We start from the raw sequence: 25,091 nt of genomic DNA, 5'->3' as shown, positions 1-25,091 counted from the left end.
GGAAAGCCCCTCCCCCTGACAAAGCGCGGCGCTAGTTGACGGCGCAGTTCGCACAAGACCCGCGCCCGCCTCCGGCAGAAAGGAACCCGCCATGCGAAAACTCATCGTCACCGAATTCATCAGCGTCGATGGCATCGCCGAGGTCGAGAAGCTGCCGAGCGTCGCCTGGAACGATGAGATGCAAAAATTCAAGGACGACGAGCTGGCCGACAGCGGCGCCATGCTTTTGGGGCGCACGACCTATCAGATCTTTGCCGGCTCGTGGCCCAAGGAGACCGGAGACTTCGCCGACCGGTTCAACGCGCTGCCGAAATATATCGCCTCGACCAGCTTGACGGCGCTCGACTGGCAGCCGGCAGAGCTGCTGCAGGGCGCCTTGCCGGACGCGGTCAGAGGGCTGAAGCAAGGCAGCGGCGGCAACATCTATGTGCATGGCAGCCTCAGCGTCGCGCAGGAATTGCTGCGCCACGGCCTGGTCGACCGCATCAGGCTGCTCAGCTACCCCGGTGCCGTCGGCCAGGGCAAGCTGCTGTTCCCGCCCGGCGCGCAACTGCCGCTCGAGCTGATCTCCGCCAAGCAATTCAGCAACGGCGTGGTGGCGCTGGAGTACGCGGCTGGGCTGGGGTCGTGACAGCCGATCTCCCCCCTCGAGGGGGAGATGGCCGGCAGGCCAGAGGGGTTCGGTTTGACCGGGCGCGGCTCCTCTTTTGCAATAGTGGGGGTTGGCGCATCACGCGAGACGACCCCCTCTGTCGCCTTCGGCGACATCTCCCCCTCAAGGGGGGAGATTGGCAGCTTCGGCCATCAGCCCCCGCCCGCCTGCCTCCACCTTCTGCACGGCCGCAATCAGCATCTCGACAAACCTCGTCACCTTGGGCGGGCGGAAGCGGGCGGCGGGGTAGACTGTGTAGATGCCGCCGGAGGGCAGCCGCCACTCGGGCAGGATCTGCACCAGCCGCCCGGCGGCAAGGTCGTCCCGCACCAAAAAGTCCGGCAGCACCGACAGGCCGGCGCCGGCGCGGACGGCCGCCAGCACTGCCGGCGTCGCGTCGATCGAAATCGTTGCCTGCATGCGCACGGCCTGCTGCTCGTTGTCGCCGCGCGAAAATTGCCATAGCAGCGGTTCGCGCAGCGCCATATTTGCGACGAAGGGCAGCCCGGCAAGGTCTTGCGGTTCGCCGGCGGTGAACCGGTCTGCAAAGCCGGCGCCGCATACCATGAACTGTTGGAAGGTGCCGATGCGCCGCGCCTGCAGGCTGGAATCGGCCAGCCAGCCGACGCGGATGGCCACGTCGATGTGGCCGGAAACCAGGTCGATCGTCTCGTCGCCCAGCGTCAGCTCCACCCGGCAGGCGGGATAGCGCGCGCTGAAGGCGGCGACCACCGGCACCACCGCCGACGTGCCGTAGTCGTTGGAGGCGGCGATGCGCAGCGTGCCGGTCGGCTCTGCTGCCGCCTGCGCGAGCTCGTTGAAGGCGTCCTCGGCCTGCTGCAGGACCTGCAGGCAGCGGGCATGGAATGTCCGGCCGGCTTCGGTCGGATGGACGCGCCGCGTCGTGCGGATCAGCAGCGTCGTTCCGACATCGCGCTCCAGCCGCGCCACCTGCTGGCTGACCACCGCCTTGGTGATGCCCAGCCGCTCGGCAGCCCGCGTGAACGAGCCGGCGTCGACCACCGCCGCGAAATAGGCCAGCCGGTTCAGGTTCATGCTTCGCTCATGGCAGATGCCTCATTGTCAGGCAATGGCATACATTACGTCTATTTTGTCGGCCTTCAATACGCATTCCGTTTTTGCCATCTTGCAGGCATCGAGGCTGCGCGCCGCCGAGTACCGCATTCCCAGGAGACATCCATGTTCACACGGAGAGCCATCATGAAAACCACCCTCGCCGCCGGCGCTGCCGCGGTCTTTGCTCCCGCCGGGTTCGGCCATGCGGCCGGCGGGCTTTCCTGGAAGCATTTTCCGGCCGGGCAAAACGGCTTCTTCCGCGCGCCGGTGCTGATCTCCGGGGCGACTGAAGCCGTGCTGATCGACGGCGGTTTCACCTACCCCGACGGGCGAGCCGTGGCCGAGGCGATCAAGGCGACCGGCAAGACGCTCACCACCATCTATGTCAGCCAGTCCGACCCCGACTATTATTTCGGCCTCAAGCCGATTAAGCAGGCGTTCCCGCAGGCACGGGTGATTGCCGCAGCCGAGACAGTGGCCGCCATCAACGGCAATGTCGAAAAGAAACTCGCCGTTTGGGGGCCGCAGCTGAAGGAGAATGGCCCGCAGGCGCTCGCCGATGTCGTCATCCCCGAAGCTTTCGACGGCAAGACGCTCAGCGTCGATGGCGAGAGCATCGAGATCGTCGCCGCGGAGGGCCTCGCCAATCGGCGCTATCTCTTCGTGCCGGCACTGAACGCGGTGTTCGGCGGGGTGATGATCTTTGCTGGCGTGCATGTCTGGACCGCCGATACGCCGACCAGGGAACTGCGCGCCGCCTGGCTGGCCAATCTCGAAAAGATCGCGGCGCGCAAGCCGGCGATCGTCGTGCCCGGGCACATGACGCCTGAGGCCGCTACGGACCTTTCAGGCGTCGAGCACACCAAGACCTATCTCATCGCCTTCGAGGAAGAACTGGCCAAGGCCAAGGACGCTGCCGCGCTGAAGAGCGCCATGGAAGCCCGCTTTCCCGGCCTCGGCATGGGCGTTGCGCTCGACATCGGCTCCAAGGTTGCCACCGGCGAGATGAAGTGGGGCTGAGAACGGCGCCGATCTCGATCCTCGAGGGGGAGATCGGAAGCTTCAGCCTCGGCGCTCAATCCTGCAACGCTGGTGATAGGCGAAAGCGCCGATGACAGCCAATCTCCCCCCTCGTGGGGGAGATGCCCGGCAGGGCAGAGGGGGGCGCGAAGGAACGCCGGCCTTCGCGCCCAATCTTACCGCCCCTGCCCGCCTGATGTCGACACGCTCATGGTCCAGCGGGCGCTGACGCCGGACGCCTGACGCCTATCATCCGCCGAGACGGTTGGTGCGCTTGCTGGCTTCGGCTTTGGCGCGCGCTTCGACCGCCTTTTCGATCTCGCGCTTCAGCTCGTCCTTGATCGCCGCCGTCTCGGCCATCAGCGCCTCGACCTTCATGAAATCGAGCACCCGGTATTTCGACACCGCCGGCCGGATCAGAATATCGGGGCGACTCTGGTTCAGCTTGCTGGCGATGATCGACTGCATCATAAGCTGGGTGGCGCCGAACATCAGGTCGACGGAGGTCGGGAATTTGCGGCCCGCCTCGCTCGGCGCGCCGACCACGTCGACGGCAATGATGATGTCGGCGTCGAGCTCGATCAGGTCGAACGGCACGGGATTGTAGATGCCGCCATCGATCAGCAGCCTGCCGTCGCGCATCACCGGGCGGAACACCGCCGGGATCGCCGCCGAGGCGGCCAGCGCCGAATGCAGCTCGCCTTCGTCGAGCACCGCGAGCTGGTGGCCATAGAAATCGGTTGCCGTCACCTTCAGCGGTATCTTCAATTCGGCGAAGGTCTCGGGAATGGCGTCGGGCAGGAACGCCTTGAGGATGCGCTCGACATTGAACTGGCTGACCCGCAGGCCACCCTGCACCGCCTCGGCAAAAGTGCCGGGCCGCGCCCGCCACATGCGCGTCGCCACTTCGGCGCGGCGGCCGAGGATCGAGCGCGTGTAGTCGTGGATGTCCTTGCCGGTCATGCCCGAGGCCATGCCGGCGCCCATGATGGCGCCGATCGACGAACCCGCGATTGCCGCCGGCCTGATGCCCAGCTCGTCCAGCACCTCGATGACATGGATATGCGCCAGCCCGCGCGCGCCGCCGCCGCCAAAGGCGATGCCGAAGCTAGGGCTCATCCCTTGTTGGCCGCGCCGAGCTTCGGCCCGACCACCATGATGGCCGGCTCGGCGGAGAGCAGCTTTTTCGCGGCTGCCTTGACCTGGTCCAGTGTCACCGCGTTTATCAGCGCGGCGCGGCGCTGCATGTAGTCGATGCCGAGCTTGCCGAGCTGGATCTCGACCAGCGTTGAGGCGATCGCGCCGGAGGAATTCAGATTGTTGATGGCATAGGCGCCGATCATGTATTTCTTGGTCGCCGCCAGCTCGGCTTCGGTCGGCCCCTCCTCGGCCATGCGCTTGACCACGTCGCGCACCACGGCCAGCGTCTCGGCCGCCCTGTCGGCGCGGGTCGAAGTGGTGATGGACAGCGCCTCGGAGTGCTCGTGGTCGACGAGGTCGGAGCTGACGCTATAGGCCAGGCCGCGCTTTTCGCGCACCTCATCGAACAGCCGCGAGGTGAAGGTGCCGCCGCCGAGGATCTCGTTCATCAGCACCGCGGCGAAGAAATCCGGCGCATTCCGCTTCACGCCGGGATAGGCGAGTTGCAGCGAGGCCTGCGGCTGGTCGTAAACGACCTCGAGCTGCTGGCCGAGCTTCAGGTCGATGTCGGGAACGGGCGTCAGCGCCTGCTTTTCCGGCAGGCTGCCGAACACCAGGTCGAGCTTCTGCTTCAGCGTTTCGGCGTCGATGGCGCCAACCACCGCGACATGCAGGCCGTCACGGGCGAAATTCGCCTTGTGGAAGGCGCTGAGATCGGCCGGCGTGATCGTCGCGACGCTTTGCCTGGTGCCCTGGTCGGGCCGCGCGTAGGGATGCCGGCCGTAGATCGCGTCCAGCCATTTGCGTTGGGCGAGCGTATCGGGATCGCGCTCGTTGGCGATGATGCCGGACAGGATCTGCGCGCGGATGCGGTCGATCGGCACCTGGTCGAAGCGCGGCTGGTTCACCGCCACCCGCAGCAGGTCGAACGCGCCGTCGCGCTGCTCGGCCAGCATGCGCATCGAGCCGTAGATGCCGTCGCGCTGCGCATCGAAGCTCATCTCGGCGCCGACATCGTCGAGCTTGATCTGGAAGGCCTCGCTATCGAGGTCGCCGGCACCTTCGTCGAACAGGCCGCTCATCAGATTGGCAAGCCCTTCCTTGCCGGGCGGATCCTGCGTCGCGCCGCCATCGAAGACGAAGCGGATGGCGACGATCGGCACCGAATAATCCTCCACCAGCCAGGCGGTGATGCCCTTGGACGAGGTCACCTCCTGGATGTTCATGGCGGCGCGGGCCGACAGCGCCGGCAGAATGAGGAAGAGAAGGGAGAGGAACAGGGTTGCTAGAAGAGGACCGGTGAGAGCGCGCTTCCCTTCTCCCCTTTTGGGAGAAGGGAAGGAGCCCACGAGGGGAGAAGGCAGAGCGGGACCATGCTGGCTCATCATCACATCAATTCCCAGCCTGGGTTTGCGGCAGAAGATAGCCGGTGGTTGCGTGGTCGAGATTGAGATAGCGGGCAGCGACCGCCTTGACCTGGTCGGCGGTGACCTTGCGGATGCGGTCCGGCCATTGCTGGACGTCCTGGACGTTGCCGCCGGTGGCGAGCGTCGAGCCGTAGATGTTGGCCATGTCCTCCTGCTTGTCGCGGGCAAAGATCATCGAGCGTACGAAACGGTCCTTGGATTTTTCCAGCTCGTCGCTGGTAACGCCGTCTTTCGCGATGCGGGCGATCTCGGCGTCGACCGCGGCTTTGATGTCGGCAAGCTTGGCATCGCCGCGCGGCGCGCCATAGACAGTGAAATTGGTGTCGTCGAGCATGGTGCCCTGGAAGAAGGCGCCGGCCTCGGCGGCGATGCCTTGCCTGACGACAAGCTCCTGGTAGAGCCGGCTGCGGTTGCCGCCGCCGAGGATTTCGGACAGCACGTCGAGCGCTTCGGCTTCGCCGGGCTTTGCCGTGTGATAGGACGGAACCACCCATTGCGTGGTGAAGCTCGGCACGCTGACACGCCCGTCGGTCAGCGTCACCGTGCGCCTGGTGTTCTGCTCCGGCTCGACCGGGCGGATGCGCGGCGGCAGATCCGGGCCGCGCGCGATCTTGCCATAGGTCTTTTCGGCCAGCGCCTTGACCGTTTCCGGCTCGACATCGCCGGTCACCACCAGCACGGCGTTATTGGGTGTATAATATTTGTTGTAGAAAGCCATCGCGTCGATGCGGTTCAGCTTCTCCATCTCCTGCATCCAGCCGATGACCGGAATGCGGTACGGCTGGTTCTGCCACAGCGTGGCGTCGACCTCCTCGTCGAGCACCGCTTGCGGATTGGAATCGATGCGCGAGCGGCGCTCCTCGAGGATGACGTCGCGCTCGGTCTTGATGACGTCGTCGTTGAGGATGAGATTGCGCATGCGATCGGCCTCGAAACCCATCATTTGCTCCAGCGCCTGCGGCACCACCGTCTCATGAAAGGCGGTGTAGTCGTAGGAGGTGAAGGCGTTGTCCGAACCGCCGATGGAAGCGACGGCGCGGTCGAGCTCGCCGGCCGCATGGTTGCTGGTCGCCTTGAACATCAAGTGCTCGAAGAAATGGGCAATGCCGGACTTGCCCGGCGGCTCGTCGGCGCTGCCGATCTTGTACCAGACCATATGGGTGACGATCGGGGCGCGGTGATCGGGGATGACGACGACCTCCATGCCGTTGTCGAGCAGGAAATCGGTGACGACGCCGTCGTCAGGATTGTTATCCGCCAGAGCCGGCGCGGCAATCACCAAGGCCAGCCCCAAGAGCGTTCCGCGCAGCCATTCAGCCTGAAATGTCATAGGTGGCTCCGGTTCGTGGTGGGACGATAGGCGGGGTTGCTGGTCGAGGCAAAGCGAATTGTTCGTCATTTTGAAGGCGCCATCGCGGAAGCCGAACTCAGGCGGCCTCGATGAACCGGATGACCGTCTCGCCATAGTTGCGCTCGTCGACAACCGAAAAGCCCGGCCCTGCCTCGAACGGCGCCGCCGCCGCTTCCTCGATGACGCAGAGCGCGCCGGGGGCGAGCCAGCCGCCTGCCTTGGCGGAGCGCAAGGCTTGTTCGCCAAGGCCCTTGCCATAGGGCGGATCGGCAAAGACCAGGCCGAATGCGGCGATAGTGCCCGCCTCGCCCAAGCCCGTCGCGTCGCGGCGGAATATCTTGGTGCGGCCGGTGAGGCCGAAGGCCTCGACATTGGTGCGGATCAGGCCGCGCCCTTCGGCGGATTCCTCGATGAAGACAGCGTAGGAGGCGCCGCGCGACAGCGCTTCGAGGCCGAGCGCGCCGGTGCCGGCGAACAGGTCGAGCACGCGCGCGCCGTCCAGTTTTTCAGGAAAGCGATGCGCCAGCACGTTGAAGATCGCCTCACGCGTGCGGTCGGTGGTCGGGCGGATGGCAAAAGTGCGGGGCGTCGCCAGCGGACGCCCGCGAAACTCACCGCCGACGATCCGCATTGCTTCCCTTCGGGCCGCCACGCGGCCGGTCGCCACCACTATCCGGGCGCTCGCCACGCGGTTTGCCGAACGGCTTTGCATCGCCGCCTTGCGGTTTGCCGCCGGGCTTGCCGTAAGACGGCTTGAACGATGCCTTGCGCGCCTTGTTTTCTGCCGCCTTGGCGGCGTCTGCCTCTGCCCTGCCCTTGCCGATCGGCCGTGCGCCCGGCGCCATCCAGACATTGGCCTTGCGCTGGCCCGGCGGTTCGATCGGCCGCTGCTCGCGTTCGGATTTTTTCCCACCGAAGCCGCCACGAGGTTTGTCGCCACGGGGTTTGTCCGCGAAGTCGCTGCGTTCAGGTCTGGGGCCACGCTCGCCAAAGCTCTTTTTCGGCCCAAAGCTCCTGTCAGGGCTTGTCGACAGCTTGCCGAGCGCTTCGTCGCGGCTGCCCTCGCGCCGCTTGCGGTTCTTGATCAGGCCGCCCTCGCCGATCGGCCGGCGTTCCCCGTCGCGGGTGAATTTCGGCCGCTCGGGCTCCTCCTCGCGCTCACGCCTGACCGGCTTGTTGGAAAACGGCTTGGCGATATCGGCATCGAAATTGGCGCCGGACTCTTCGACCAGGCGCTCGCCGAGCTGGTCGCGCAGCACGCGGCCCTTGATCTCCAGCACATGCCCCTCCGGCAAATCGTCGAGCTGGAACGGCCCATAGGAAATGCGGATCAGCCGCGTCACGTCGAGACCGAGCGCGCCCAGGATGTTCCTGACCTCGCGGTTCTTGCCCTCGCGCAGGCCGAGTGTCAGCCAGGCGTTTGAGCCCTGCTCGCGGTCGAGCGTCGCTTCGATGGCACCATAAAAGACGCCGTCGACGGCAATGCCTTCGCGCAGCCCCGCGAGTGCGCTTTCCTCGACCTTGCCGTGGACGCGCACGCGGTAGCGTCGCAACCAGCCGGTCGCCGGCAGTTCGAGCACGCGCGACAGGCCGCCATCATTGGTGAGCAGCAGCAGGCCTTCGGTGTTGATGTCGAGCCGGCCGATGGTCATCAGCCGCGGCAGCCCGGGCGGCAGCACGTCGAAGACGGTCTTGCGGCCTTCGGGATCGCGGTTTGTCGTGACCACGCCGGCCGGCTTGTGGAACAGGAACAGCCTGGTGCGCTCGATCGGTGGGATCTCCATGCCGTCGAGATGGATGATGTCGCCGGGCATGACGTTGAAGGCCGGCGAGGACAACATCTTGCCATTGACCTTGACGCGGCCGGCCGCAATCAGTTCCTCGGCGTCGCGGCGCGAGGCCAGGCCGGCACGCGCCAGCCGCTTGGCAATGCGTTCTCCGGCTTCTTCCGTTGCCTCGACGCGACGCGGGCGCGGCTTGAAGCCACCATCCGATGCCGCCTCTGCCCTTTGTGCGCCATGGGGCCGATCGCCGCCAAAATCACGTTTAGGACGATCGCCGAAGTCACGCTTGGGACGGTCGAAGCGCCTCTCGCCGCGCTCGCCTTCGGCAGCTGCTGGCCGGTCGCCGCGCGGTGCGTAAGGCTTGCGTGGACCTTCGCGCTTTTCATAGGGCGTGCCCTCCGGACGCGGCCCTTTGCTGAACGGCCTGTCGCCGCCCTTGAAGTCGCGCTTCGGCCGCTCGCCTTCGGCAGTTGCTGGCCGGTCGCCGCGCGGCGCATAAGGCTTGCGTGGACCCTCGCGCTTTTCATAAGGCTTGCCTTCCGGACGCGGCCCTTTGCTGAACGGCCGGTCGCCACCTTTGAAGTCGCGCTTCGGCCGTTCGCCTTCGGCAGTTGCTGGCCGGTCGCCGCGCGGAGTGTAGGGTTTTTTGGCGCCGAAGGACGGCTTGCCGCCCTTGCCGGGAGCGCTATCGCGACCGCGCGGCCCTGCCGGCTTCGGGCCGGCCTTGCGCGGGAATTTCTTGTTTTTGTCGTCCATGTGGCCTTTGCTCGTTTGCGCGGGTAGTAACAGGATCGCGCTCTAGTGGCGAGGAGATAATCGGAATGGAAACCGCGTGAAGCGGCAGGATTTCATGGCGCTGGCGCTTAAAGAAGCCGAAGCCGCCGCCCAGCGTGGCGAGGTGCCGGTTGGCGCGGTCGTTGTCGGCGGCGATACGGTCGTTGCGAGTGCCGGCAACCGCACGCGCGAGTTTGCCGATCCCACCGCCCATGCCGAGATGCTGGCGATCCGCGAGGCCTGCCGCAAGCTTTCCAGCGAGCGGCTCAGCGGCCACGATCTCTACGTGACGCTGGAGCCGTGTGCCATGTGCGCCGGCGCCATCTCCTTCGCCAGGCTGCGCCGGCTCTATTTCGGCGCTGCCGACGAGAAGGGCGGCGCAGTGGTCAACGGCGTTCGCTTCTTCACGTCACCGACCTGCCACCATGTGCCCGACATCTATCCGGGCATGGCCGAAAACGCTGCAGCAGCGCTGCTGAAAGACTTTTTTCGGGAGCGACGCGGACCCTGATTTCCGGCCGACGATCCAAATCCAAGTCAGCCAATCCAGCCAGCCAAGAACGCCTCTAGCGCCGTCAGCCTACCAGGGCAGCCAGTCGAACATGCCGCCGCTCTTGCTCTTGGCGGCCGCCTCCTTCTTGAGGCGGCGTTCCTTCTTGTACTCGTCCTCGCCGAGGTCGCCCTGCGGCGCGGTGGCGGCAGCAGCGCGGTATTGCACCGGCGGCTCGCTCAGATATCTACGGGTGGTCGGGTCGCCCTGTTTGCCTTCAGCCCGGCGGCGCATGATTTCCGCGGCGCGGCTCTTGTCCGAATCGGCCGGAGTCCAGGCTGGCGGGTGGCTCGAGCCCGACTGCTTCAGCGCGGCCTTGACCGACGCCGGATCCGTCTGCACGTCATCGATGACCTGCGCCTGGTAGGCCGGGTCGTCCTGATGCAAGGTGGCATCGGCGCGCAGGCGGGCACGGCGCTGCTCCGGCGATTCGGGCCATTCGGCACTCGCCGTCTCGATGCTTTCCTGCGGCGGCGGCAAGACTTCCTTCTGCCCCGGCCCCGGCTTCACCAGCGTGGGGCGCGGCTTGTAGTCGATACTATCCTTGCGCTTGGGTGCGAAGGAAAAAGCCCCGGTGAGGTCGCCAGCAAGCTGCGCGCCCGCGGTCTTGTCGGTTCCGTAAGTGGGCGAGCCCATGCAGCCGGACAAAGCGAGGCCCGATACGACAAGCGGCGCCAGCAGCGCAACGCGCGCGTAAGTTCTCTCGGTCATGCCAAAAAGTCCCACTGTAGACAGCCTCTCGATTGCCGCCGGCCAAAGAAAGGTCCGGTCCCCACCGCCCATGCTCTTCCGACGGAATTCCGGCGACAATTTGTCGTCCGGAGTTTCGCGTGTTTACCTCAACCACTCGTTAAGGGCAACGCGCGGGGGCCGATCGGCCGCCCGCCGTGGCATTTGTGCACCGCCTTAAAGGCGGCTCAAAGCCTTCAGCTCATGCAGGACAGCGGCGTCACGGGCCGAAACATCCGGGAATTCCGGATCTGAGCCGACATCGGCGGTGTAGCGCCAGGAGCGCGCGCACTTCACCAGGCCGCGGTCCTCCGCCTTCTCGACGACCACGGCGACGCCCTTGACGTCGTCGAGGGTAAAGCTGCCCGCCGGCGCCTTGCCGTGCACGATAACCAGATCGCTGGTGATCGCCATCTCGGCCATGTCGACATCGGCGATCGCCGCTTCGAGCGCGGCATCGTCGAGGGTGACGACCGGCACCGCTTCCAGCGAAGAACCGATGACCTTCTGCGCGCGGGCAATTTCCAGCGCGCCGGTGACGACACGGCGAACCTGCCGAACCTTGCGCCATTTCTCCGCCAGCGCCTCGTTCCTCCAGTCCGCCGGGATTTCCGGGAACTGGTCGAGATGCAGGGAGACCGCATCCGGATGACGGTCGAGCCAAGCCTCTTCCATGGTGAAGGGCAGCATCGGCGCCAGCCATTTCACCAGGCAGTCGAAGAGATGGCGCACCACCTGGACGGAAGCCTTGCGCTTCACGCTGGAAGGCGCTTCGCAGTAAAGCGCGTCCTTGCGGATGTCGAAATAGAAGGCCGACAGCTCGACCACCATGAAGTCGAGCAGCGCGCGGGTGATGCGCTTGAATTCGAAGGCGTCGTAGCCCGAGCGTACGACTTCATCGAGTTCAGCAAGCCGATGCAGCATCAGCCGCTCCAGCTCCGGCATCTTGTCCAGCGGCACCTCCTCGCCATCGTCATGGGCGAGCGTGCCCAGCATCCAGCGGATGGTGTTGCGCAGCTTGCGGTAGGCGTCGATATTGGTCTGCAGCACGTTCTTGCCGAGGCGCTGGTCTTCCCAATAATCGGTCGTCACCACCCACAGCCGCAAGATGTCGGCGCCGGACTGTTTGATGACGTCCTGCGGCACGACGGTGTTGCCGAGCGACTTCGACATTTTCCGCCCCTCCTCATCCATGGTGAAGCCATGGGTGACGACGGTGTCGTAGGGCGCCCTGCCCCTGGTGCCGCAGCTTTCGAGCAGCGAGGAGTGGAACCAGCCGCGATGCTGGTCGGAGCCTTCAAGATAGACGTCGGCCGGCCATTTCAGGTCGGGCCGGTCCTCAAGCGTGAAGGCATGCGTCGAGCCTGAATCGAACCAGACATCGAGGATGTCCATGACCTGCTGCCATTTCGAGGCATCGTGATTGCCGAGGAACCGCTCCTTGGCGCCGGCGGCGAACCAGGCGTCGGCGCCTTCTTTCTCGAAGGCGTCCATGATGCGCTGGTTGACTGCCTCGTCGCGCAGCACGTTGCCGTCGGCATCGGCAAAGACGGCGATCGGCACGCCCCAGGCGCGCTGGCGCGACAGCACCCAGTCAGGGCGCTCCTCGATCATGGCGCGGATGCGGTTCTGGCCGGCGGCGGGCACGAAGCGGGTATCGTCGATGGCTTTCAGGGCGCGGCTACGCAGCGTCGTGCCGTCGCCAAGCTCCTTGTCCATATAGACGAACCATTGCGGCGTGTTGCGGAAGATGATCGGCTTCTTCGAGCGCCAGGAATGCGGATAAGAGTGCTTCAGCCGGCCCCGCGCGAATAGTGCGTTGCGCTTGATCAGCTCGTCGATGACGGCCTGGTTGGCGTTGCCCTTCTTGCCATTGTCGTCGATGACGCGCGCCGCTCCATCCTCGCGGTCCGGGCCAAAGCCCGGCGCGTCCTTGGTGAACAAGCCGGCATCGTCGACGGTGAAGGGGATCGTGGTGTCGATGCCACGCTGGCGAAGATCAGAGGCGGCATCCATCCAGGCGTCGAAGTCTTCCCGGCCGTGTCCCGGCGCGGTGTGGACGAAACCGGTGCCGGCATCGTCGGTGACGTGATCGCCGGCCAGCATCGGCACGGGAAAATCGTAGCCACCGCCCAGACCTTTGAGGGGATGCGAAAGCGTAAGGTTTTCAATCTCTTCGGCGCCAACGTTGCGAAGCCGATTCAGAGTGACCTTGGCCTTCGCGGCAGCGTCGTCAGCAAGCTTCTCGGCAAAGATCAGCTTTTCGCCGGGCTGAGGACCAAAGGCGTTCTCGGCCGCCGTAACCTCGTAGAGACCATAATTGATGCGCGGCGAGTAATTGACGGCGCGATTGCCGGGGATTGTCCACGGCGTCGTGGTCCAGATGACGACGTTGGCATCAAGCAGATCGAGCGACGTCTGCGTCAGCTTGGGATCCAGGGCTGGCTGCCCCTCTTCGATGTTGATGACCTGGCGAGCGAGGCTGACGACCGGAAACTTCGCCCAGATCGTGTCCGACTCATAGTCCTGGTATTCGACCTCCGCCTCGGCCAGCGCGGTGCGCTCGACGACGCTCCACATCACCGGCTTGGAGCCGCGATAGAGCTGGCCGGACATGGCGAATTTCAGCAGCTCGCCGGCGATGCGCGACTCGGCATGGAAAGCCATTGTCGTATAGGGATGGTCGAAGTCGCCGACGACGCCGAGCCGCTGGAATTCGGAACCCTGCACCTTGATCCAGTGCGCCGCAAACTCGCGGCATTCCTGCCGGAACTCGTTGACCGGCACCTCGTCCTTGTTCTTGCCCTTGGCGCGATACTGCTCTTCGATCTTCCATTCGATCGGCAGGCCGTGGCAATCCCAACCGGGTACATAGTTCGAGTCATAGCCGCGCATCTGGAACGAGCGGGTGATGACGTCCTTGAGTATCTTGTTCAGCGCATGGCCGATATGGATGTTGCCGTTGGCATAGGGCGGGCCGTCGTGCAGCACGTATTTTTCGCGGCCAGCTGCGTCTTCGCGCAGCTTGCGGTAAAGGTCCATATCCTGCCAGCGCTTGACCAGCAGCGGTTCCTTTTCCGGCAAACCGGCGCGCATCGGAAAATCCGTCTGCGGCAGGTAGAGCGTTTTGGAATAGTCGATCGTCTCGGCGGTCTCGGTATCAGTCATTCGTCTGCCATATGCGTTGCCCGGCGGCAAAAGAGCCCGGGCGTTGAACTATCATGATCTGGAAAAAGCGCGAGAGGCCGCGCGCAAGATTCCCGGCGGCTCCGGCGGCGGTCAGGCCGCCCGGAACACCGGGCCTGTAATTCGTATCGCAGTCGCGAGAAGGCGCGAAAAGCTCGTCATGGCTGGGCTTTTAACCGAGACAGGCGATATTGAAAAGCCCGAACTCTGATACTTCCTTGCGCTATGTGCCAATTGCGCATACATTTGTAGGCAAATGGCCTGCAGTGCCAAGGAGACGTTCATGTCGGTCGCAGCAAGGGCAATTGGCGCAACACACGACTTTTCCGTCCCTACGGACAAGATCGATCATCTGCGCAGTCTGGGTTTCAGTAGCGAAGAACTCTATCGTATCGTTGCCCCCCGCCGCACGCTGGCGCGTCGCAAGGAACATGCCGAGCCGCTTTCGCCAGCTGAATCCGACCGCGCCCTGCGCCTAGAACGCATCGCCGAGCAGGCGGATCGGGTATTCGGCAGCCATGAGAAAGCCCAGCGTTGGCTGAGAAGCGAGATCATAGCATTGGATGGTGCAAGGCCGATCGACCTCCTTGAGACAGAGACCGGCGCCCACGTCGTTTCCGAAGAGCTTATCCGTATCGACTTTGGCATGCTTGCCTGACGATGCGCATCTGGCGCATCTCCAATTTCGCGGATCTCTCGGGTCGTGGCGGAACGCTCGTTGATGGAAGATGGAACAGGCGCGGGATGCCCATCGTCTATTGCACCGACCACCCTTCGACAGCACTGCTGGAGATACTGGTGCATGCGACGCGCGAAACCGTTCCGGAAACCTACCAGCTTATCGAAATCGACGTTCCGGACGGAATAGAAATGACCGAACCGGTTTTCCATGACGGCTGGGACAAGGACATGGAATCGACACGGCGACAGGGCACGGAATTTCTCTCGGCCAATCGTTACGCCCTCATGAAAATTCCTTCGATCATAATGCGCAAAGCAAACAACTATCTGCTCAATCCGACCCATGACGACGCGTCACGCATTACGATTGCGGGCCTATACCGTTATCCGTTCGACAGCCGTTTGATCAAATGAGCCGAGGCCTACCCGCTCACATCGAGAAATCGAAGCGATAGGTCGTCGACACGCCGATCATGAATTGATCCCTGGAGCCGCGCTCCTTGACCAGGCTGGAATCGGCGGCCGGGCCCATCAGGCGAGAATATTCGCCGAACAGGCTGGCCGTCATCGGCTCGGTCACCTTCCAGGTCACTGCGCCGCCCAAGCCCGCCGACCTCACCCCGCCGCCGGGATGATATTCGCTGAGCCCCGAGGCCAGGGACTCCTTGGCATCAACGCCATAATAGGCGTCGAAATAGTCCGATGAGGCGAACGAGACGCGCGGCCCGGCCGAAATCCTGACATCGGGCGTCACATCATAAAAGGCGTCGGCGGTGATGTCGGCGACAAAGCCGTTATGGGCGCGAATGCCGTGCCGCAATTCGGCGCGGGCACGCAGCCAATCCAAAGGATAGAATTCGAAGAAGCCGCCGGCCTCGCCGCCCCAGCGCACCGGGTCGAGGCCTTTCAATTCGTCGGCGTCACCACCGTCGCGGGAAAACAGGAACTTGCCCGTCAGGCCGGCGCGGACGCCGCCATCGTCGATCAATGCCAATGAGATATTGTCGTTGCGCGAGGTGAAGCGCGCCGCGGGACCAGCCTTGCCGAGCGAGATAATCGGCGAGGCGCTGAGCAAGTACTTCTTGCCGCCCTCGAAATTCGGGGCAACCATGCCGGTCGCGCCGACCGTCAGGTACCAGTCTCCGGACAGCCAGCCGAAGGTGCCCTCGCCGGCCTTGGCAACGCCGCAGGTGCCGAGCATGAATGCGGCCAAGACCGTCGGGATCGTCGGGACAGACCGCATCGTTACTCCATACGTCGAACGCATTGGGCCGATACAACCAGCCTTGACTGAAGCCATGGCGCCAGTTCGGTAAAATTTGACTTAATATCCGCAACATCGGCGGCGTTGGCCGGCCTGTTCCGCATTGCAGTCGATTGTTTGGCGCACCAAGGCACCAGATTAGGATGTCTGGAATACGCTGGCAGATGCCTCGGCAGGAGTTACAAACATTCGCGGACAAACATGCCTGCGCTCTGAAGAGTGCGGCGACCGGCGCTCAACCCCGCATTCCAAACCGGCCAAGCGTGAATCATATGCGGCCAAATTTCGAGACGTACTTTGATGTCGGCCGCGCCGGCGGCTTCGGCGAGCCGAGTTGCGTCCGACAACAGCGTCTCGGCCGAACCGGCTTGTATCAGCATTGGGGGAAATCCGCTCAGATCGGCGAACAAAGGCGAGATCTGGGGATCGCGCCGACTAACGCCATGAGGAACGTAGGCGGCTGCCAGTTCCTCCAAATACGCCCGGTGGATGATAGGGTCGATCGCGTCCTTCGTTGATAGTGTCGCGCCGGACATCGAAAGGTCCGTCCAGGGCGAAACCAGCCAAAGACATCGCGGCAACGGCTCGCCTGCCGTGCGCAATATACTGACCAGGCACAGAGTGAGGTTGCCGCCCGCACTGTCTCCGCCAATTACGATGCGGTCCGGTGCGATGCCTTGCCGCCTTAGAAAGCGCCATGCCGCGAGTGCGTCTTCATGTTGCGCGGGGAAAGGATGTTCCGGTGCGCGGCGATAGTCGATCGCGAGGGTGCGCATTCCCATTGCCCGACCTGCCTCGGTAACCATTCGACGATGACTTTTAAGAGAGCCGGAGCAGTAGCCACCACCGTGGAAAAACAGCAGAACCTTGTCCCTGTCACTCCCGGGCGCCAGCGACCACTCTCCCGCGAGGCCATCGAAAACCACATCCTCGCATCGGATGTCCTCCGCGACCGGCCAGACCGAACCGACTTCGTCGAGCCGCGCCCGGCGTTCGTCCTAGCGGACCGTTCGTGGTTTTGACGTCAACAGCCTGCGGACGGCGTTGATCTCCGTCAGATCGAGGTGTTCGTCCACATCGCTCATTTTGCTTCCCCAGTCTTGCCAAGCGCCGAGAAAGGCGAACAGCCAAATGTCATCGACAAGATACCGATTGCCTGCTTGCAAATATAGCGACGAAGCAGCGCCACGATCATCTTGCGATCAGCCAGATCAACGTCAGGGAGAAATCGCCCGACGAGGGCGGCGATTAGTAAGACCTTGACGCAAGGTTGTGACATACGGATGCGGATGCGACCGGCGTTGCGTGGCGTGGAGGTCTGGCTCAGTATCAAAGCTCGACGTTGCGGCCGCTTTTTACGGACAGGAGCTATTCTCCAACTAAACCTCGGCGTGACCACCGGTTTGGCCCGAGGGCGCAAGCCCACGTTTTACGGAAATGAACTCGCAAGCGGCTGCTCTTGCCAAAAGCAGACGTCTCGCAGGCGTACGGCCCCAGCATGGGTGTGGCCCTCACACCCTGCTCGCTTTACGAGAAGCCCTATCGGCGTTACCTTCAAAGCCGGCAAAAAAGGCCAAGTAGTCTTGAGGGAGAGGGCGATGACACTGCACGGCGATGCCTTGAAAGATGCGATCAGCCAGACGCGGGCGAAATGGGGATGGTTCGTCGCGCTCGGGGTGCTGCTGCTTGTCTTCGGCGGCATTGCCTTCGGCAATCTATTCATCGCAACCGTCGCCTCGGTCTTTGTCGTAGGCTGGCTGATGCTGATGGCCGGCATTGTCGAGATCATCCATGCCTTCGGCGTGAAGACATGGGGCCGCTTCTTCTATTGGCTGCTCAGCGGCCTCCTCTACGCCGTCGCCGGCTTCTTCGCCTTCGACAATCCGGTCCTCGCCTCGACGGTGCTGACCTTCCTCCTGGCGGTCGCGCTGCTTGCCTCAGGCGTGCTCAGGGCCTGGGTCGGCTACAGCCACCGGCCGCAGCCGGGCTGGGGTTGGGTGGTCGCGGCCGGCATCATCAGCGCGCTGGCGGGACTGGTCATCGCCATGGGCTGGCCGGTCAACAGCGTGTGGGTGCTGGGGCTGTTCCTGGCCGTCGACCTGATCTTCCAGGGCTGGACCTTCATCGCCCTTGGCCTGGCGCTGAAGAGATAAATTCTGGTTTGAGCTTAATCGGAAAACCGGTTCCCACTTTTTGCTTCGCTGACCTTCAGTTCCGGACCATGCTCTAAAAAGCTATGGCCGCGTCCAGCCCGGAAAGCGGCCTGACGCCGGCGAGCAGTGCCTTCGCCTCGGCCTCGTCGCGCTTCATCTGCGCGACCAGCGCGTCAAGCCCATCGAACTTCACCTCCGAGCGCAGGTAGCCGAAGAAGGACACGGCACAAATCTCGCCATAAAGGTCGCCGGAAAAGTCGAAGACGAAGGTCTCCAGCAGCGGCGCGCCACTGTCGTCGACCGTCGGCCGGCGGCCGAAGCTGGCGACGCCATCATGAATCGAACCGTCGGCACGGCGGAAGCGGACGGCATAAATCCCTTCCTTAAGGGTGGCTTCCGGCGAAAGCCTCATGTTTGCGGTCGGAAAGCCGAGCGTCCGGCCGAGCTGCTGGCCGCCGATCACCTCCGCCTCGACGGTGAAACGATAGCCGAGCAAGCCGGCGGCCTCGGCCACATTGCCCTCGCACAGCAGCGTGCGAATGCGGCTCGACGACACCACCTCGGCGCTTTCGTCGCGAAACGCATCGACCAGCGTGACGCCGAAGCCGTGGCGCTCGCCGGCAGCCATCAGATAGGCCGGGCCGCCCTGGCGGTCCTTGCCGAAATGGAAATCGAAGCCGGTGACGGCGTGGCTTATGCCGAGGTTGCGCTCGAGCACGCCGGTGACGAACGCCTCCGCCGACAAGGAGGCGAACTCGCGTGTGAACGGCTGCTCGACCAGCGCCGCAAAGCCCAGATGCGACAACAGCCGCGCCTTCATCGGCGGCGGCGTCAGCACGAACAGCGGCATGTCCGGCCTGAACACTTTTCGCGGATGCGGCACGAAGGTCAGCACCAGGGCGGGTACGCCGCGACGCTCCGCTTCGGCGCGCGCGCGTTCGAGCACGGCCTGGTGGCCGCGGTGGACGCCGTCGAAATTGCCGATAGCCACCACGCCGCCGCGCAGATGGGCGGGCAGCGGCGCGGTTGCGGAAATGCGTTCGAACATTGCCGTCATGGCTTGAACCTATTGCAGTCTGGGAATCACCGCGACCGGCCTGTAGCCGTATTTTTCCAGAAAGGCCGCGAGCCTTGCCGGATCCGGCTGCAGCGCTTCACCGTAATCGCGGGCATGGATGCCGCCCGATACGTAGAGCACGTCGAAGCCATTGTCGGCCGCGCCCTTGATGTCGGTCATCATACCGTCGCCGATGGCCAGAACTTGCGAACGCTCGACCGGGCGGCCGAGAATGACGGCGATCTCCTTCATGGCGACGTCATAGACCGGCGCGTAGGGTTTGCCGGCGATCAGCGTGCGTCCGCCAAGCTGTGCGTATTCGCGGGCCAAAGCGCCTGCGCACCAGATCATGCGTTCGCCGCGCTCGACGACGATGTCGGGATTGGCGCAAATGAAGGGCAGGTTCCTAGCACGCAGCCTCTGCAGAAGATCGGCATAATCTTCCGGCTTCTCCACCTCGTCATCGAACAGGCCGGTGCAGACCACGCCGGATGCTTCGAACTCCTCGACGAGTTCGACGTCGAGGCCCTCATAGAGCGTGAAATCCCGATCGGCGCCTATATGGAAGATCTTTCGCGGCCCTTCGGCAATGAGGTCGCGGGTAACGTCGCCGGACGTCACGACACGGTCATAGGCAGCGGGAGGAACGCCTATAGCGTTCATCTGCGCCACGACGTCGGCGCTGCGGCGCGGCGAATTGGTGATCAGCACGACAGGTATTTTCGCCGCGCGAGCAGCGATCAGCGCGGCAGCCGCCGCCGGGAAATGCCATTCGCCATTGTGCACCACGCCCCAGACGTCGCACAGGATGGCTGAATAGGCTCCCGACAAGTTTGCGAGCGAACCGATGATGTCGGGCGAATCCGCCATGCCGTTGTCCCTGTACCATGATGCTTGCAAGCGCCGCGACCGACGGTCCGTAGCGGCCGGCCCGGATTAACCGAAGCGCTTCGCCATGTCACCAGCTTTCGTTGTGTCCGCAAGATTGTCGTCCGGCGACGCCGGCGTGGAAGTGATGGTGAAAGCTTTTCTTTTCCAGCGCCTTATCCCGTTTTTTAGAGGCTTTGCTGCTGGAAGCCCGGAGCAGCATTGCCGATTGCGGACGCGTGGTTAACGGGGATTGAAAAACCGTACCGGCCTTGAACGCATTTCAGCAATCGGAAATTTAAACATGCATGGCACCGTCCGGGAAAAATGGGGCGGGCGGGAATGCTGAAGGCAATAATCGGAAAATTCCGATACGACAGACGTGGCAACTACTCCTTAATGACTGCAATCACCATTGTGCCGCTGATGGCCGGTCTGGCGCTCAGTGTCGATTACGGGGAGTTGCTGCGCCAAAAGCACGAAACGCTGAACGCACTTGATGCGGCCGGCCTAGCCGCCGCCCAGCAGATCGTTGCCGGCGCCAGCGACGATGACATCAAGGCCTACGCCAAGACATTTTTCGAAACCAATCTCGCACGTATCGACCCGGCGAACACAGCGCTGACCGTCACGCTGCCCAACAACAATGCCGGCGGCGGCACCTTGAAGCTCTGCGCCGGTCTCACCTTCCACCCCTATTTTCTACCGGCCGCCAGCCTGCTGATCGGCGGCACGGCAAGCGACACGACCTTCACCGAATGTTCGGAACTCCGTCTCAAGAACACCCTCGAAGTCGCGCTTGTGCTGGATAATTCAGGCTCGATGAGCGATCTCGGCTCCGGCACCGGCGAGAAGCGAATAGACTTGCTGAAGTTGGCCGCAAAGCAGCTTGTCGATACGCTGGCGCTTCAAGCGCAGCAGATGAAGCAGATCACCAAACCGGTGCAGTTTTCTCTCGTGCCGTTTGCGGCCTCGGTCAATGTCGGCCCTACCCACGACCAGGACGGCTGGATGGATCAGGACGGCATCTCCCCGATCCAGCACGAGGATTTCGACTGGACGACGATGAGTGCCGCCAACAATCCGGACAAATACGCCGAGAAGCTCAATGGCATCTGGTACAAGCGCGGCGCCGGCTGGGGCGAGACCAAGGACCAGCCGCTGACCCGTTTCAGCCTCTACGCCGACATGACGGTCGAATCGGGCCGCGAAGAGGTACCCAATTCGAAGCAATATGTCTGCGACACATACAAGAAGAACGGCACCTGCCAGTACGGCCATTGGAGCGCACCGGAATATATCTATACCACAAGCCGCTATGCGAGCTGGCAAGGTTGCGTCGAGGCACGGCCATATCCCTACAATGTCGACGACACCACGCCCGACACAGCCGCGCCGGCCACGCTTTTCGTGCCGATGTTCGCCCCGGACGAGGCTGGCACTCTGTGGCTCGATTTCAACCGTGACGGCATCAACGACGTCATCAGCACGTCCTACAATTACGGCAACAACTGGTGGGCCGATTGGCCCTATGTCGCCGGTCCTACCGCTTCCCAGCGCCAGTCTGACATGCGCAAATATTTCCTGGTAAAACCATACGGTTCGCAATCCGCAGCCGCCGGCGATGGCCCGAACTCCTCCTGCACCACAAACCCGATCACGCCGTTGAAGGACGTCAGCCAGGACGTCGAGAAGCAGGAGATCAAGGACGCCATCGACGCCATGGCGCCGAACGGCAACACCAACGTACCGGAGGGACTTGCCTGGGGCTGGCGAACGGTATCGAGCAACCCACCGTTCACCGATGGCCGGCCGAACAGCGAGAGGGGCAACGACAAGGTGGTCGTGGTGCTGACCGACGGAGCTAATACCTATAGCGCCATCAGCGATGGCAGCTACGCCAACAACAGGTCGACCTACGCCGCCTACGGCTACACTGGCCTGACCTATCCGGGATCTGGAAGCGTGACCCGCCTGTTCATGAATACCAGCACCGATATCGGCAAGACCACCTTTACCGGTGCCAACTACACGGCAGCACTCGACGAGCAGCTGAAAACGCTCTGCGCAAATGCAAAGAATTCGAACATTCTGGTGATGACGGTGGCGCTCGACCTGTCGCCCACAGATGCCAGCGACAAGAAGGCAATCGATGCGCTGAAGGCATGTTCATCGGATTCGCGCTTCCGCAAGGATTCGACCGACCCGAGCAAGCCTGCCAAGCTGTTCTGGAATGCAACCGGCGCGACGCTGTCCGACAATTTCAAGGAAATCGCCAACGAATTGTCGAACCTGCGCATCGTCGGCTGAAGGCGATGGGATTGGCGACTAAGGCAGGGGGCCTGGCGCGCTGGCGCAAAGGCTCCTGCCCTCATGCCCTTGCGGCTGATGGAACCATGTGGTGAGTGTCCCCACCCGGAGATGCGCTCTTGCCTGAACCCGCCAACCACCTTGCCTTCGCGCTGGTCTGCCTCGGAATGGTGCTGACGCCCGGCCCGAACATGATCTATCTGATCTCGCGCTCGCTGTCGCAAGGGCCGAAGGCAGGGCTGATCTCGCTGGGCGGCGTGGCGCTCGGTTTCTTGTTCTACGTGCTGTCGGCGGCGTTCGGCATCACCGCGCTGCTGCTCGCCGTGCCCTTCGCCTATGATGTGCTGCGCCTTGCCGGCGCGCTCTATTTGCTGTGGCTCGCCTGGCAAGCGGTGAAGCCCGGCGGGCGCTCGCCCTTCCAGATCCGCGAACTGCCGAAAGACAGACCGCGCAATCTGTTCGCCATGGGCCTGATGACCAACCTGCTCAACCCAAAGGTGGCAGTGCTCTATCTGTCGCTGCTGCCGCAATTCATCGGCCCCGGCATGGGCCACGTGCTGTCACAGCTTCTGGTGCTCGGTGCCACGCAGGTCGCGATCAGCCTGACCGTCAACGCCATCATCGCAGTGACGGCCGGCTCGATCGCCATCTTCCTCGCCGGGCGGCCGCTATGGCTGGTGATCCAGCGCTGGATGATGGGCACGGTGCTGACCGCGCTGGCCGTCAAGATGGCAACCGACGCGCAACGCTGATCGGTCCTACATCGGCCGCCTGACCTGCTCTGCCCGCTCCGGTTCGACCACCCTGCGGTAGAGATGCCAGGTCGCGTGGCCAAGGATGGGCATGACAACGGCAAGCCCAGCAAATAGCGGGATCGAGCCGATGACCAGGAGCACGGCGACCATCAGGCCCCACAGCGCCATCTGCAGCGGGTTTGTCAAAACTGCGCGCGCCGACGTCTCGACTGCCGAGACCGCGCCGACATCGCGGTCGAGCAGCAGCGGAAAGGCGACGACCGTCGTCGCCAGCACGACCGCGGCGAAGGCGAACCCGGCCAGGTTGCCGAGCAGGATCAGTGTCCAGCCCTTGCTGGTCGTCAGCACCTCGCGAATAAAGCCGACGATAGAGGCCGGAGGCTGATTGCCGTACAGGCTGGTGTAGATCGATTGCGCGGTGAACAGCCAGAGCAGGAACAGTACCACTAGCATGATACCGATGACCGCAATCGCGGGCAGCGCCGGGGAGTGGCGTACGTCGAGCGCATGCCACCAGGATGTATCCATGCCGAACTCGCGCCGGCGGCTGATTTCGTAAAGGCCGATAGCGGCGAACGGACCGACCAAAGCGAAGCCGGACATCAGCGGATAGATGAGTTGGATGGCGTTCGAGCCCGATGTCCACTGCGTCAGGATCAGGCCGACCACCGGATAGATCAGACACAGGAACACGTAATGCGACGGCTTGGCCCAGAAATCCTCTACGCCGAGACGGAGCGCATCGAGCAGATCCTCGGTGCTGATGCGGCGCACCGTGGGCTGTACATGCATTCCACGTGCGTCCGCCATGACATGAAAGCTGGCCATAACCATTCTCCCGTGTGTCGGGGCGGCCGCCGCCGGGATGGCCGCCCGTAGCTGCCACTTCAAGAACAGGCGCTATGATAGTCGATTTAGGGGTGATTGTCGCCAAGTCGATGGTCACGATGAATCTGGTTATAGGTTTCCGACGCCGCCATCGACGAGCAGTTCCGTGCCGACGACGAAGCTCGACTCGTCCGATGCCAGAAACACCGCCGCCTTGGCGAGTTCCCAGGGTTTGCCCATGCGGCCGATCGGCACTAGCGCGCGTATCTGATCGCCAAGCGCCTTCTCGTCCGCTTCGGGCAGACCCAGCTTGCCCAAGGCCGGCGTCTCGGTTGGGCCGGGGCTGAGGCCATTGACGCGAATACCGCGCTCGATCATCTCACCCGAGAGGGTGCGCGCCAACGACAGGAGGCTCGCCTTGCTGGCGGCGTAGGCGCTGCTCTGGGGCAGGCCGATATGGGCACTGACCGCACCGCACAGGATGATCGACGACGGGTTGGACAACATCGGCAACAGGGCTTGGATCAAAAAGAACGGCCCCTTGAGATTGGTCCGCATCAGACGGTCATAGACCACCTCGTCCCAATCCTGCAGCGGCTGATGCATCACATCGCCAGCGTTGATGTTCAGTATGTCGAGCCGAGGCCAGCACTGCGCGAGCTCGGCGGCAAGCGCACGCTGATCGGCGAGATTGCCGGCATCATTCCTGATCACCTGCGCCGATCCACCCAGCTCGCGCTGCGCAGCTTCCAGCCCGGACGGGCTCCTGCCAGTGATTGCCACGGTAGCGCCCTCGGCCAGGAACTGGCGCGCGGTTTCGAGGCCGATGCCACTGGTTGCCCCGGTAATGAGGGCATATTTGCCATTCAAGCGACCCATGACTTGCCTTCCCAAAGAGATGAGAACGGCATTGTCGACACGATAGTATGCTTTGTATAGTAGGCACCGAATGGGTACTAAAGGAGATAATTTCATGGCGCAGGCAAAAGCTATCGAGGTAAGGCCAGTCGAAAGCGGAAATGGCGCGACCGATCGTTGCCCGATGATCGATTTCGTCAATCTGGTTTCGGGAAAATGGGCCATTCCCATTCTTTATCGCCTGATCGTCACCGGTTGTCCGATCCGCTTCGGCGAGCTCCAGAGGGCCGTCGCACCGATTACGCAAAAGGAGCTCACGCGGCAGCTGCGCCTGTTCGAACATCGCGGTCTGGTCTATCGGAGGGTCTATGCCGAGATGCCGCCGCGCGTGGAGTATGAGATAACGCCGCTGGGCAGAACCTTGCGTGGCACGCTGGATTCGCTAGCCGACTGGATGCGTGCCAACGCATCCCACCTGATCACCTGACTGATCGTGGACGGATTGTTTGCCCTGCCCGGCCAAAGCCACGGGCGGTCACCGCGCGGCGGGCCCCCGTGTGGCCCCCCGCGGCGCGCGGGGGAGACAAAACAATGCAGCCGAACAAAGCGACACATCGGGCACAGCGCA

At 63.5% G+C, this 25,091-nt stretch carries 23 protein-coding genes and 1 pseudogene; 10 read left to right on the top strand and 14 right to left on the bottom strand.

Translation table 11 applies throughout. The features are described from left to right. Nucleotides 1-91: 91 nt before the first annotated feature. The gene (locus tag NKH21_RS30265) at nt 92-631 is read left to right on the top strand and encodes a dihydrofolate reductase family protein (protein WP_352663165.1); all 540 of its coding nucleotides are present in this window, start codon (nt 92-94) and stop codon (nt 629-631) included. Between the two features lie 144 nt (nt 632-775). Here the strand turns inward: NKH21_RS30265 and NKH21_RS30260 are convergent, their stop codons facing one another. Next, nucleotides 776-1,708: a LysR family transcriptional regulator gene (locus NKH21_RS30260; RefSeq protein ID WP_352663168.1), complete on the bottom strand. Its 933-nt coding sequence runs from the start codon at nt 1,706-1,708 to the stop codon at nt 776-778. 144 nt (nt 1,709-1,852) lie between these two features. Between NKH21_RS30260 and NKH21_RS30255 the strand changes: the two genes are divergently transcribed. Beyond that, a complete protein-coding gene (locus tag NKH21_RS30255) occupies nt 1,853-2,749 on the top strand; it encodes an MBL fold metallo-hydrolase (RefSeq protein ID WP_352663171.1) in 897 nt (298 codons plus the stop codon). A 249-nt stretch (nt 2,750-2,998) separates the two neighbouring features. On the opposite strand, the gene NKH21_RS30250 is transcribed toward NKH21_RS30255, so the two are convergent. From NKH21_RS30250 to NKH21_RS30230, 5 genes are all read right to left on the bottom strand, one after another. After that, a complete protein-coding gene (locus NKH21_RS30250) occupies nt 2,999-3,868 on the bottom strand; it encodes a patatin-like phospholipase family protein (RefSeq protein WP_352663174.1) in 870 nt (289 codons plus the stop codon). After that, nucleotides 3,865-5,115 (bottom strand): M16 family metallopeptidase, encoded by a 1,251-nt coding sequence (locus tag NKH21_RS30245; protein WP_502903362.1) that lies wholly within the window; start codon nt 5,113-5,115, stop codon nt 3,865-3,867. The genes NKH21_RS30250 and NKH21_RS30245 overlap by 4 nt, the downstream gene beginning before the upstream one ends. A gap of 166 nt (nt 5,116-5,281) precedes the next feature. Further along, nucleotides 5,282-6,646 carry a M16 family metallopeptidase gene (locus tag NKH21_RS30240; protein ID WP_352663180.1) on the bottom strand — a complete coding sequence of 455 codons (1,365 nt, stop codon included), beginning with the start codon at nt 6,644-6,646 and terminating at the stop codon, nt 5,282-5,284. Between the two features lie 97 nt (nt 6,647-6,743). Further along, on the bottom strand, nt 6,744-7,298 hold the full coding sequence (gene rsmD / locus NKH21_RS30235; protein WP_352663183.1) for a 16S rRNA (guanine(966)-N(2))-methyltransferase RsmD: 555 nt from the start codon (nt 7,296-7,298) through the stop codon (nt 6,744-6,746). Next, nucleotides 7,279-9,207, bottom strand: a complete 1,929-nt coding sequence (locus tag NKH21_RS30230) for a pseudouridine synthase (RefSeq protein WP_352663185.1) — start codon at nt 9,205-9,207, stop codon at nt 7,279-7,281. Before NKH21_RS30230 ends, rsmD begins: the two co-directional genes overlap by 20 nt. A 76-nt stretch (nt 9,208-9,283) precedes the next feature. On the opposite strand from NKH21_RS30230, the gene NKH21_RS30225 reads away from it, so the two are divergent. After that, nucleotides 9,284-9,736 (top strand): nucleoside deaminase, encoded by a 453-nt coding sequence (locus tag NKH21_RS30225; RefSeq protein ID WP_352479909.1) that lies wholly within the window; start codon nt 9,284-9,286, stop codon nt 9,734-9,736. A 69-nt stretch (nt 9,737-9,805) separates the two neighbouring features. On the opposite strand, the gene NKH21_RS30220 is transcribed toward NKH21_RS30225, so the two are convergent. Together NKH21_RS30220 and ileS are read right to left on the bottom strand one after the other, a co-directional pair. Continuing rightward, nucleotides 9,806-10,486 carry a hypothetical protein gene (locus NKH21_RS30220; RefSeq protein WP_352663187.1) on the bottom strand — a complete coding sequence of 227 codons (681 nt, stop codon included), beginning with the start codon at nt 10,484-10,486 and terminating at the stop codon, nt 9,806-9,808. A gap of 195 nt (nt 10,487-10,681) precedes the next feature. Further along, nucleotides 10,682-13,672, bottom strand: coding sequence for an isoleucine--tRNA ligase (gene ileS / locus NKH21_RS30215; RefSeq protein ID WP_352869479.1), 2,991 nt, complete (start codon nt 13,670-13,672; stop codon nt 10,682-10,684). 43 nt (nt 13,673-13,715) lie between these two features. Between ileS and NKH21_RS30210 the strand changes: the two genes are divergently transcribed. The 3 genes from NKH21_RS30210 to NKH21_RS30200 all read left to right on the top strand — a co-directional run bounded on the left by NKH21_RS30210 (nt 13,716) and on the right by NKH21_RS30200 (nt 14,785). Next, nucleotides 13,716-13,901 carry a hypothetical protein gene (locus tag NKH21_RS30210; protein ID WP_352649682.1) on the top strand — a complete coding sequence of 62 codons (186 nt, stop codon included), beginning with the start codon at nt 13,716-13,718 and terminating at the stop codon, nt 13,899-13,901. A gap of 72 nt (nt 13,902-13,973) precedes the next feature. Then, the gene (locus NKH21_RS30205) at nt 13,974-14,348 is read left to right on the top strand and encodes an Xre family toxin-antitoxin system antitoxin (protein WP_352663193.1); all 375 of its coding nucleotides are present in this window, start codon (nt 13,974-13,976) and stop codon (nt 14,346-14,348) included. Between the two features lie 2 nt (nt 14,349-14,350). Beyond that, nucleotides 14,351-14,785: an RES family NAD+ phosphorylase gene (locus tag NKH21_RS30200; RefSeq protein WP_352663195.1), complete on the top strand. Its 435-nt coding sequence runs from the start codon at nt 14,351-14,353 to the stop codon at nt 14,783-14,785. Between the two features lie 16 nt (nt 14,786-14,801). Here NKH21_RS30200 and NKH21_RS30195 read toward each other — a convergent pair whose 3' ends face one another. Then, nucleotides 14,802-15,614, bottom strand: coding sequence for a MipA/OmpV family protein (locus NKH21_RS30195; RefSeq protein ID WP_352663198.1), 813 nt, complete (start codon nt 15,612-15,614; stop codon nt 14,802-14,804). Nucleotides 15,615-15,814: 200 nt separating this feature from the next. Next, nucleotides 15,815-16,720 (bottom strand): annotated as a pseudogene (locus NKH21_RS30190) (alpha/beta hydrolase). A gap of 513 nt (nt 16,721-17,233) precedes the next feature. Here NKH21_RS30190 and NKH21_RS30185 point away from each other — a divergent pair. After that, nucleotides 17,234-17,788: an HdeD family acid-resistance protein gene (locus NKH21_RS30185; RefSeq protein ID WP_352663204.1), complete on the top strand. Its 555-nt coding sequence runs from the start codon at nt 17,234-17,236 to the stop codon at nt 17,786-17,788. A 73-nt stretch (nt 17,789-17,861) separates the two neighbouring features. Here the strand turns inward: NKH21_RS30185 and NKH21_RS30180 are convergent, their stop codons facing one another. Further along, nucleotides 17,862-18,845, bottom strand: coding sequence for a bifunctional riboflavin kinase/FAD synthetase (locus tag NKH21_RS30180; RefSeq protein WP_352663206.1), 984 nt, complete (start codon nt 18,843-18,845; stop codon nt 17,862-17,864). Between the two features lie 9 nt (nt 18,846-18,854). Continuing rightward, nucleotides 18,855-19,715 (bottom strand): TIGR01459 family HAD-type hydrolase, encoded by an 861-nt coding sequence (locus NKH21_RS30175; protein WP_352869475.1) that lies wholly within the window; start codon nt 19,713-19,715, stop codon nt 18,855-18,857. A gap of 339 nt (nt 19,716-20,054) precedes the next feature. Between NKH21_RS30175 and NKH21_RS30170 the strand changes: the two genes are divergently transcribed. Further along, the gene (locus tag NKH21_RS30170) at nt 20,055-22,022 is read left to right on the top strand and encodes a pilus assembly protein TadG-related protein (protein ID WP_502911926.1); all 1,968 of its coding nucleotides are present in this window, start codon (nt 20,055-20,057) and stop codon (nt 22,020-22,022) included. 119 nt (nt 22,023-22,141) lie between these two features. Beyond that, a complete protein-coding gene (locus NKH21_RS30165) occupies nt 22,142-22,774 on the top strand; it encodes a LysE family translocator (RefSeq protein ID WP_352663215.1) in 633 nt (210 codons plus the stop codon). 6 nt (nt 22,775-22,780) lie between these two features. Here NKH21_RS30165 and NKH21_RS30160 read toward each other — a convergent pair whose 3' ends face one another. Further along, nucleotides 22,781-23,605, bottom strand: a complete 825-nt coding sequence (locus NKH21_RS30160; protein WP_352663217.1) for a DUF2189 domain-containing protein — start codon at nt 23,603-23,605, stop codon at nt 22,781-22,783. 129 nt (nt 23,606-23,734) lie between these two features. Then, the gene (locus NKH21_RS30155) at nt 23,735-24,484 is read right to left on the bottom strand and encodes an SDR family oxidoreductase (protein WP_352663219.1); all 750 of its coding nucleotides are present in this window, start codon (nt 24,482-24,484) and stop codon (nt 23,735-23,737) included. 163 nt (nt 24,485-24,647) lie between these two features. Here NKH21_RS30155 and NKH21_RS30150 point away from each other — a divergent pair, with 163 nt between their 5' ends. Then, entirely contained in the window at nt 24,648-24,950 is a 303-nt protein-coding gene (locus tag NKH21_RS30150) for a winged helix-turn-helix transcriptional regulator (protein ID WP_352869470.1), read from the top strand. Nucleotides 24,951-25,091 lie beyond the last annotated feature (141 nt).

Source organism: Mesorhizobium sp. M1329 (assembly GCF_040318035.1).
Lineage (GTDB): Bacteria > Pseudomonadota > Alphaproteobacteria > Rhizobiales > Rhizobiaceae > Mesorhizobium.
Note: the sequence above shows the minus strand (reverse complement) of the source record. Positions and strands in the feature narration are given on the sequence as shown.

Excerpts from the sequence above, each read along its gene's own strand:
- NKH21_RS30265 (WP_352663165.1), top strand. The coding sequence starts at position 92 with ATGCGAAAACTCATCGTCACCGAATTCATCAGCGTCGATGGCATCGCC.
- NKH21_RS30260 (WP_352663168.1), bottom strand. The coding sequence starts at position 1,708 with ATGAACCTGAACCGGCTGGCCTATTTCGCGGCGGTGGTCGACGCCGGC.
- NKH21_RS30255 (WP_352663171.1), top strand. The coding sequence starts at position 1,853 with ATGTTCACACGGAGAGCCATCATGAAAACCACCCTCGCCGCCGGCGCT.
- NKH21_RS30250 (WP_352663174.1), bottom strand. The coding sequence starts at position 3,868 with ATGAGCCCTAGCTTCGGCATCGCCTTTGGCGGCGGCGGCGCGCGCGGG.
- NKH21_RS30245 (WP_502903362.1), bottom strand. The coding sequence starts at position 5,115 with ATGAACATCCAGGAGGTGACCTCGTCCAAGGGCATCACCGCCTGGCTG.
- NKH21_RS30240 (WP_352663180.1), bottom strand. The coding sequence starts at position 6,646 with ATGACATTTCAGGCTGAATGGCTGCGCGGAACGCTCTTGGGGCTGGCC.
- rsmD (WP_352663183.1), bottom strand. The coding sequence starts at position 7,298 with ATGCGGATCGTCGGCGGTGAGTTTCGCGGGCGTCCGCTGGCGACGCCC.
- NKH21_RS30230 (WP_352663185.1), bottom strand. The coding sequence starts at position 9,207 with ATGGACGACAAAAACAAGAAATTCCCGCGCAAGGCCGGCCCGAAGCCG.
- NKH21_RS30220 (WP_352663187.1), bottom strand. The coding sequence starts at position 10,486 with ATGACCGAGAGAACTTACGCGCGCGTTGCGCTGCTGGCGCCGCTTGTC.
- ileS (WP_352869479.1), bottom strand. The coding sequence starts at position 13,672 with ATGACTGATACCGAGACCGCCGAGACGATCGACTATTCCAAAACGCTC.
- NKH21_RS30205 (WP_352663193.1), top strand. The coding sequence starts at position 13,974 with ATGTCGGTCGCAGCAAGGGCAATTGGCGCAACACACGACTTTTCCGTC.
- NKH21_RS30200 (WP_352663195.1), top strand. The coding sequence starts at position 14,351 with ATGCGCATCTGGCGCATCTCCAATTTCGCGGATCTCTCGGGTCGTGGC.
- NKH21_RS30195 (WP_352663198.1), bottom strand. The coding sequence starts at position 15,614 with ATGCGGTCTGTCCCGACGATCCCGACGGTCTTGGCCGCATTCATGCTC.
- NKH21_RS30185 (WP_352663204.1), top strand. The coding sequence starts at position 17,234 with ATGACACTGCACGGCGATGCCTTGAAAGATGCGATCAGCCAGACGCGG.
- NKH21_RS30180 (WP_352663206.1), bottom strand. The coding sequence starts at position 18,845 with ATGACGGCAATGTTCGAACGCATTTCCGCAACCGCGCCGCTGCCCGCC.
- NKH21_RS30175 (WP_352869475.1), bottom strand. The coding sequence starts at position 19,715 with ATGGCGGATTCGCCCGACATCATCGGTTCGCTCGCAAACTTGTCGGGA.
- NKH21_RS30170 (WP_502911926.1), top strand. The coding sequence starts at position 20,055 with ATGCTGAAGGCAATAATCGGAAAATTCCGATACGACAGACGTGGCAAC.
- NKH21_RS30160 (WP_352663217.1), bottom strand. The coding sequence starts at position 23,605 with ATGGCCAGCTTTCATGTCATGGCGGACGCACGTGGAATGCATGTACAG.
- NKH21_RS30155 (WP_352663219.1), bottom strand. The coding sequence starts at position 24,484 with ATGGGTCGCTTGAATGGCAAATATGCCCTCATTACCGGGGCAACCAGT.
- NKH21_RS30150 (WP_352869470.1), top strand. The coding sequence starts at position 24,648 with ATGATCGATTTCGTCAATCTGGTTTCGGGAAAATGGGCCATTCCCATT.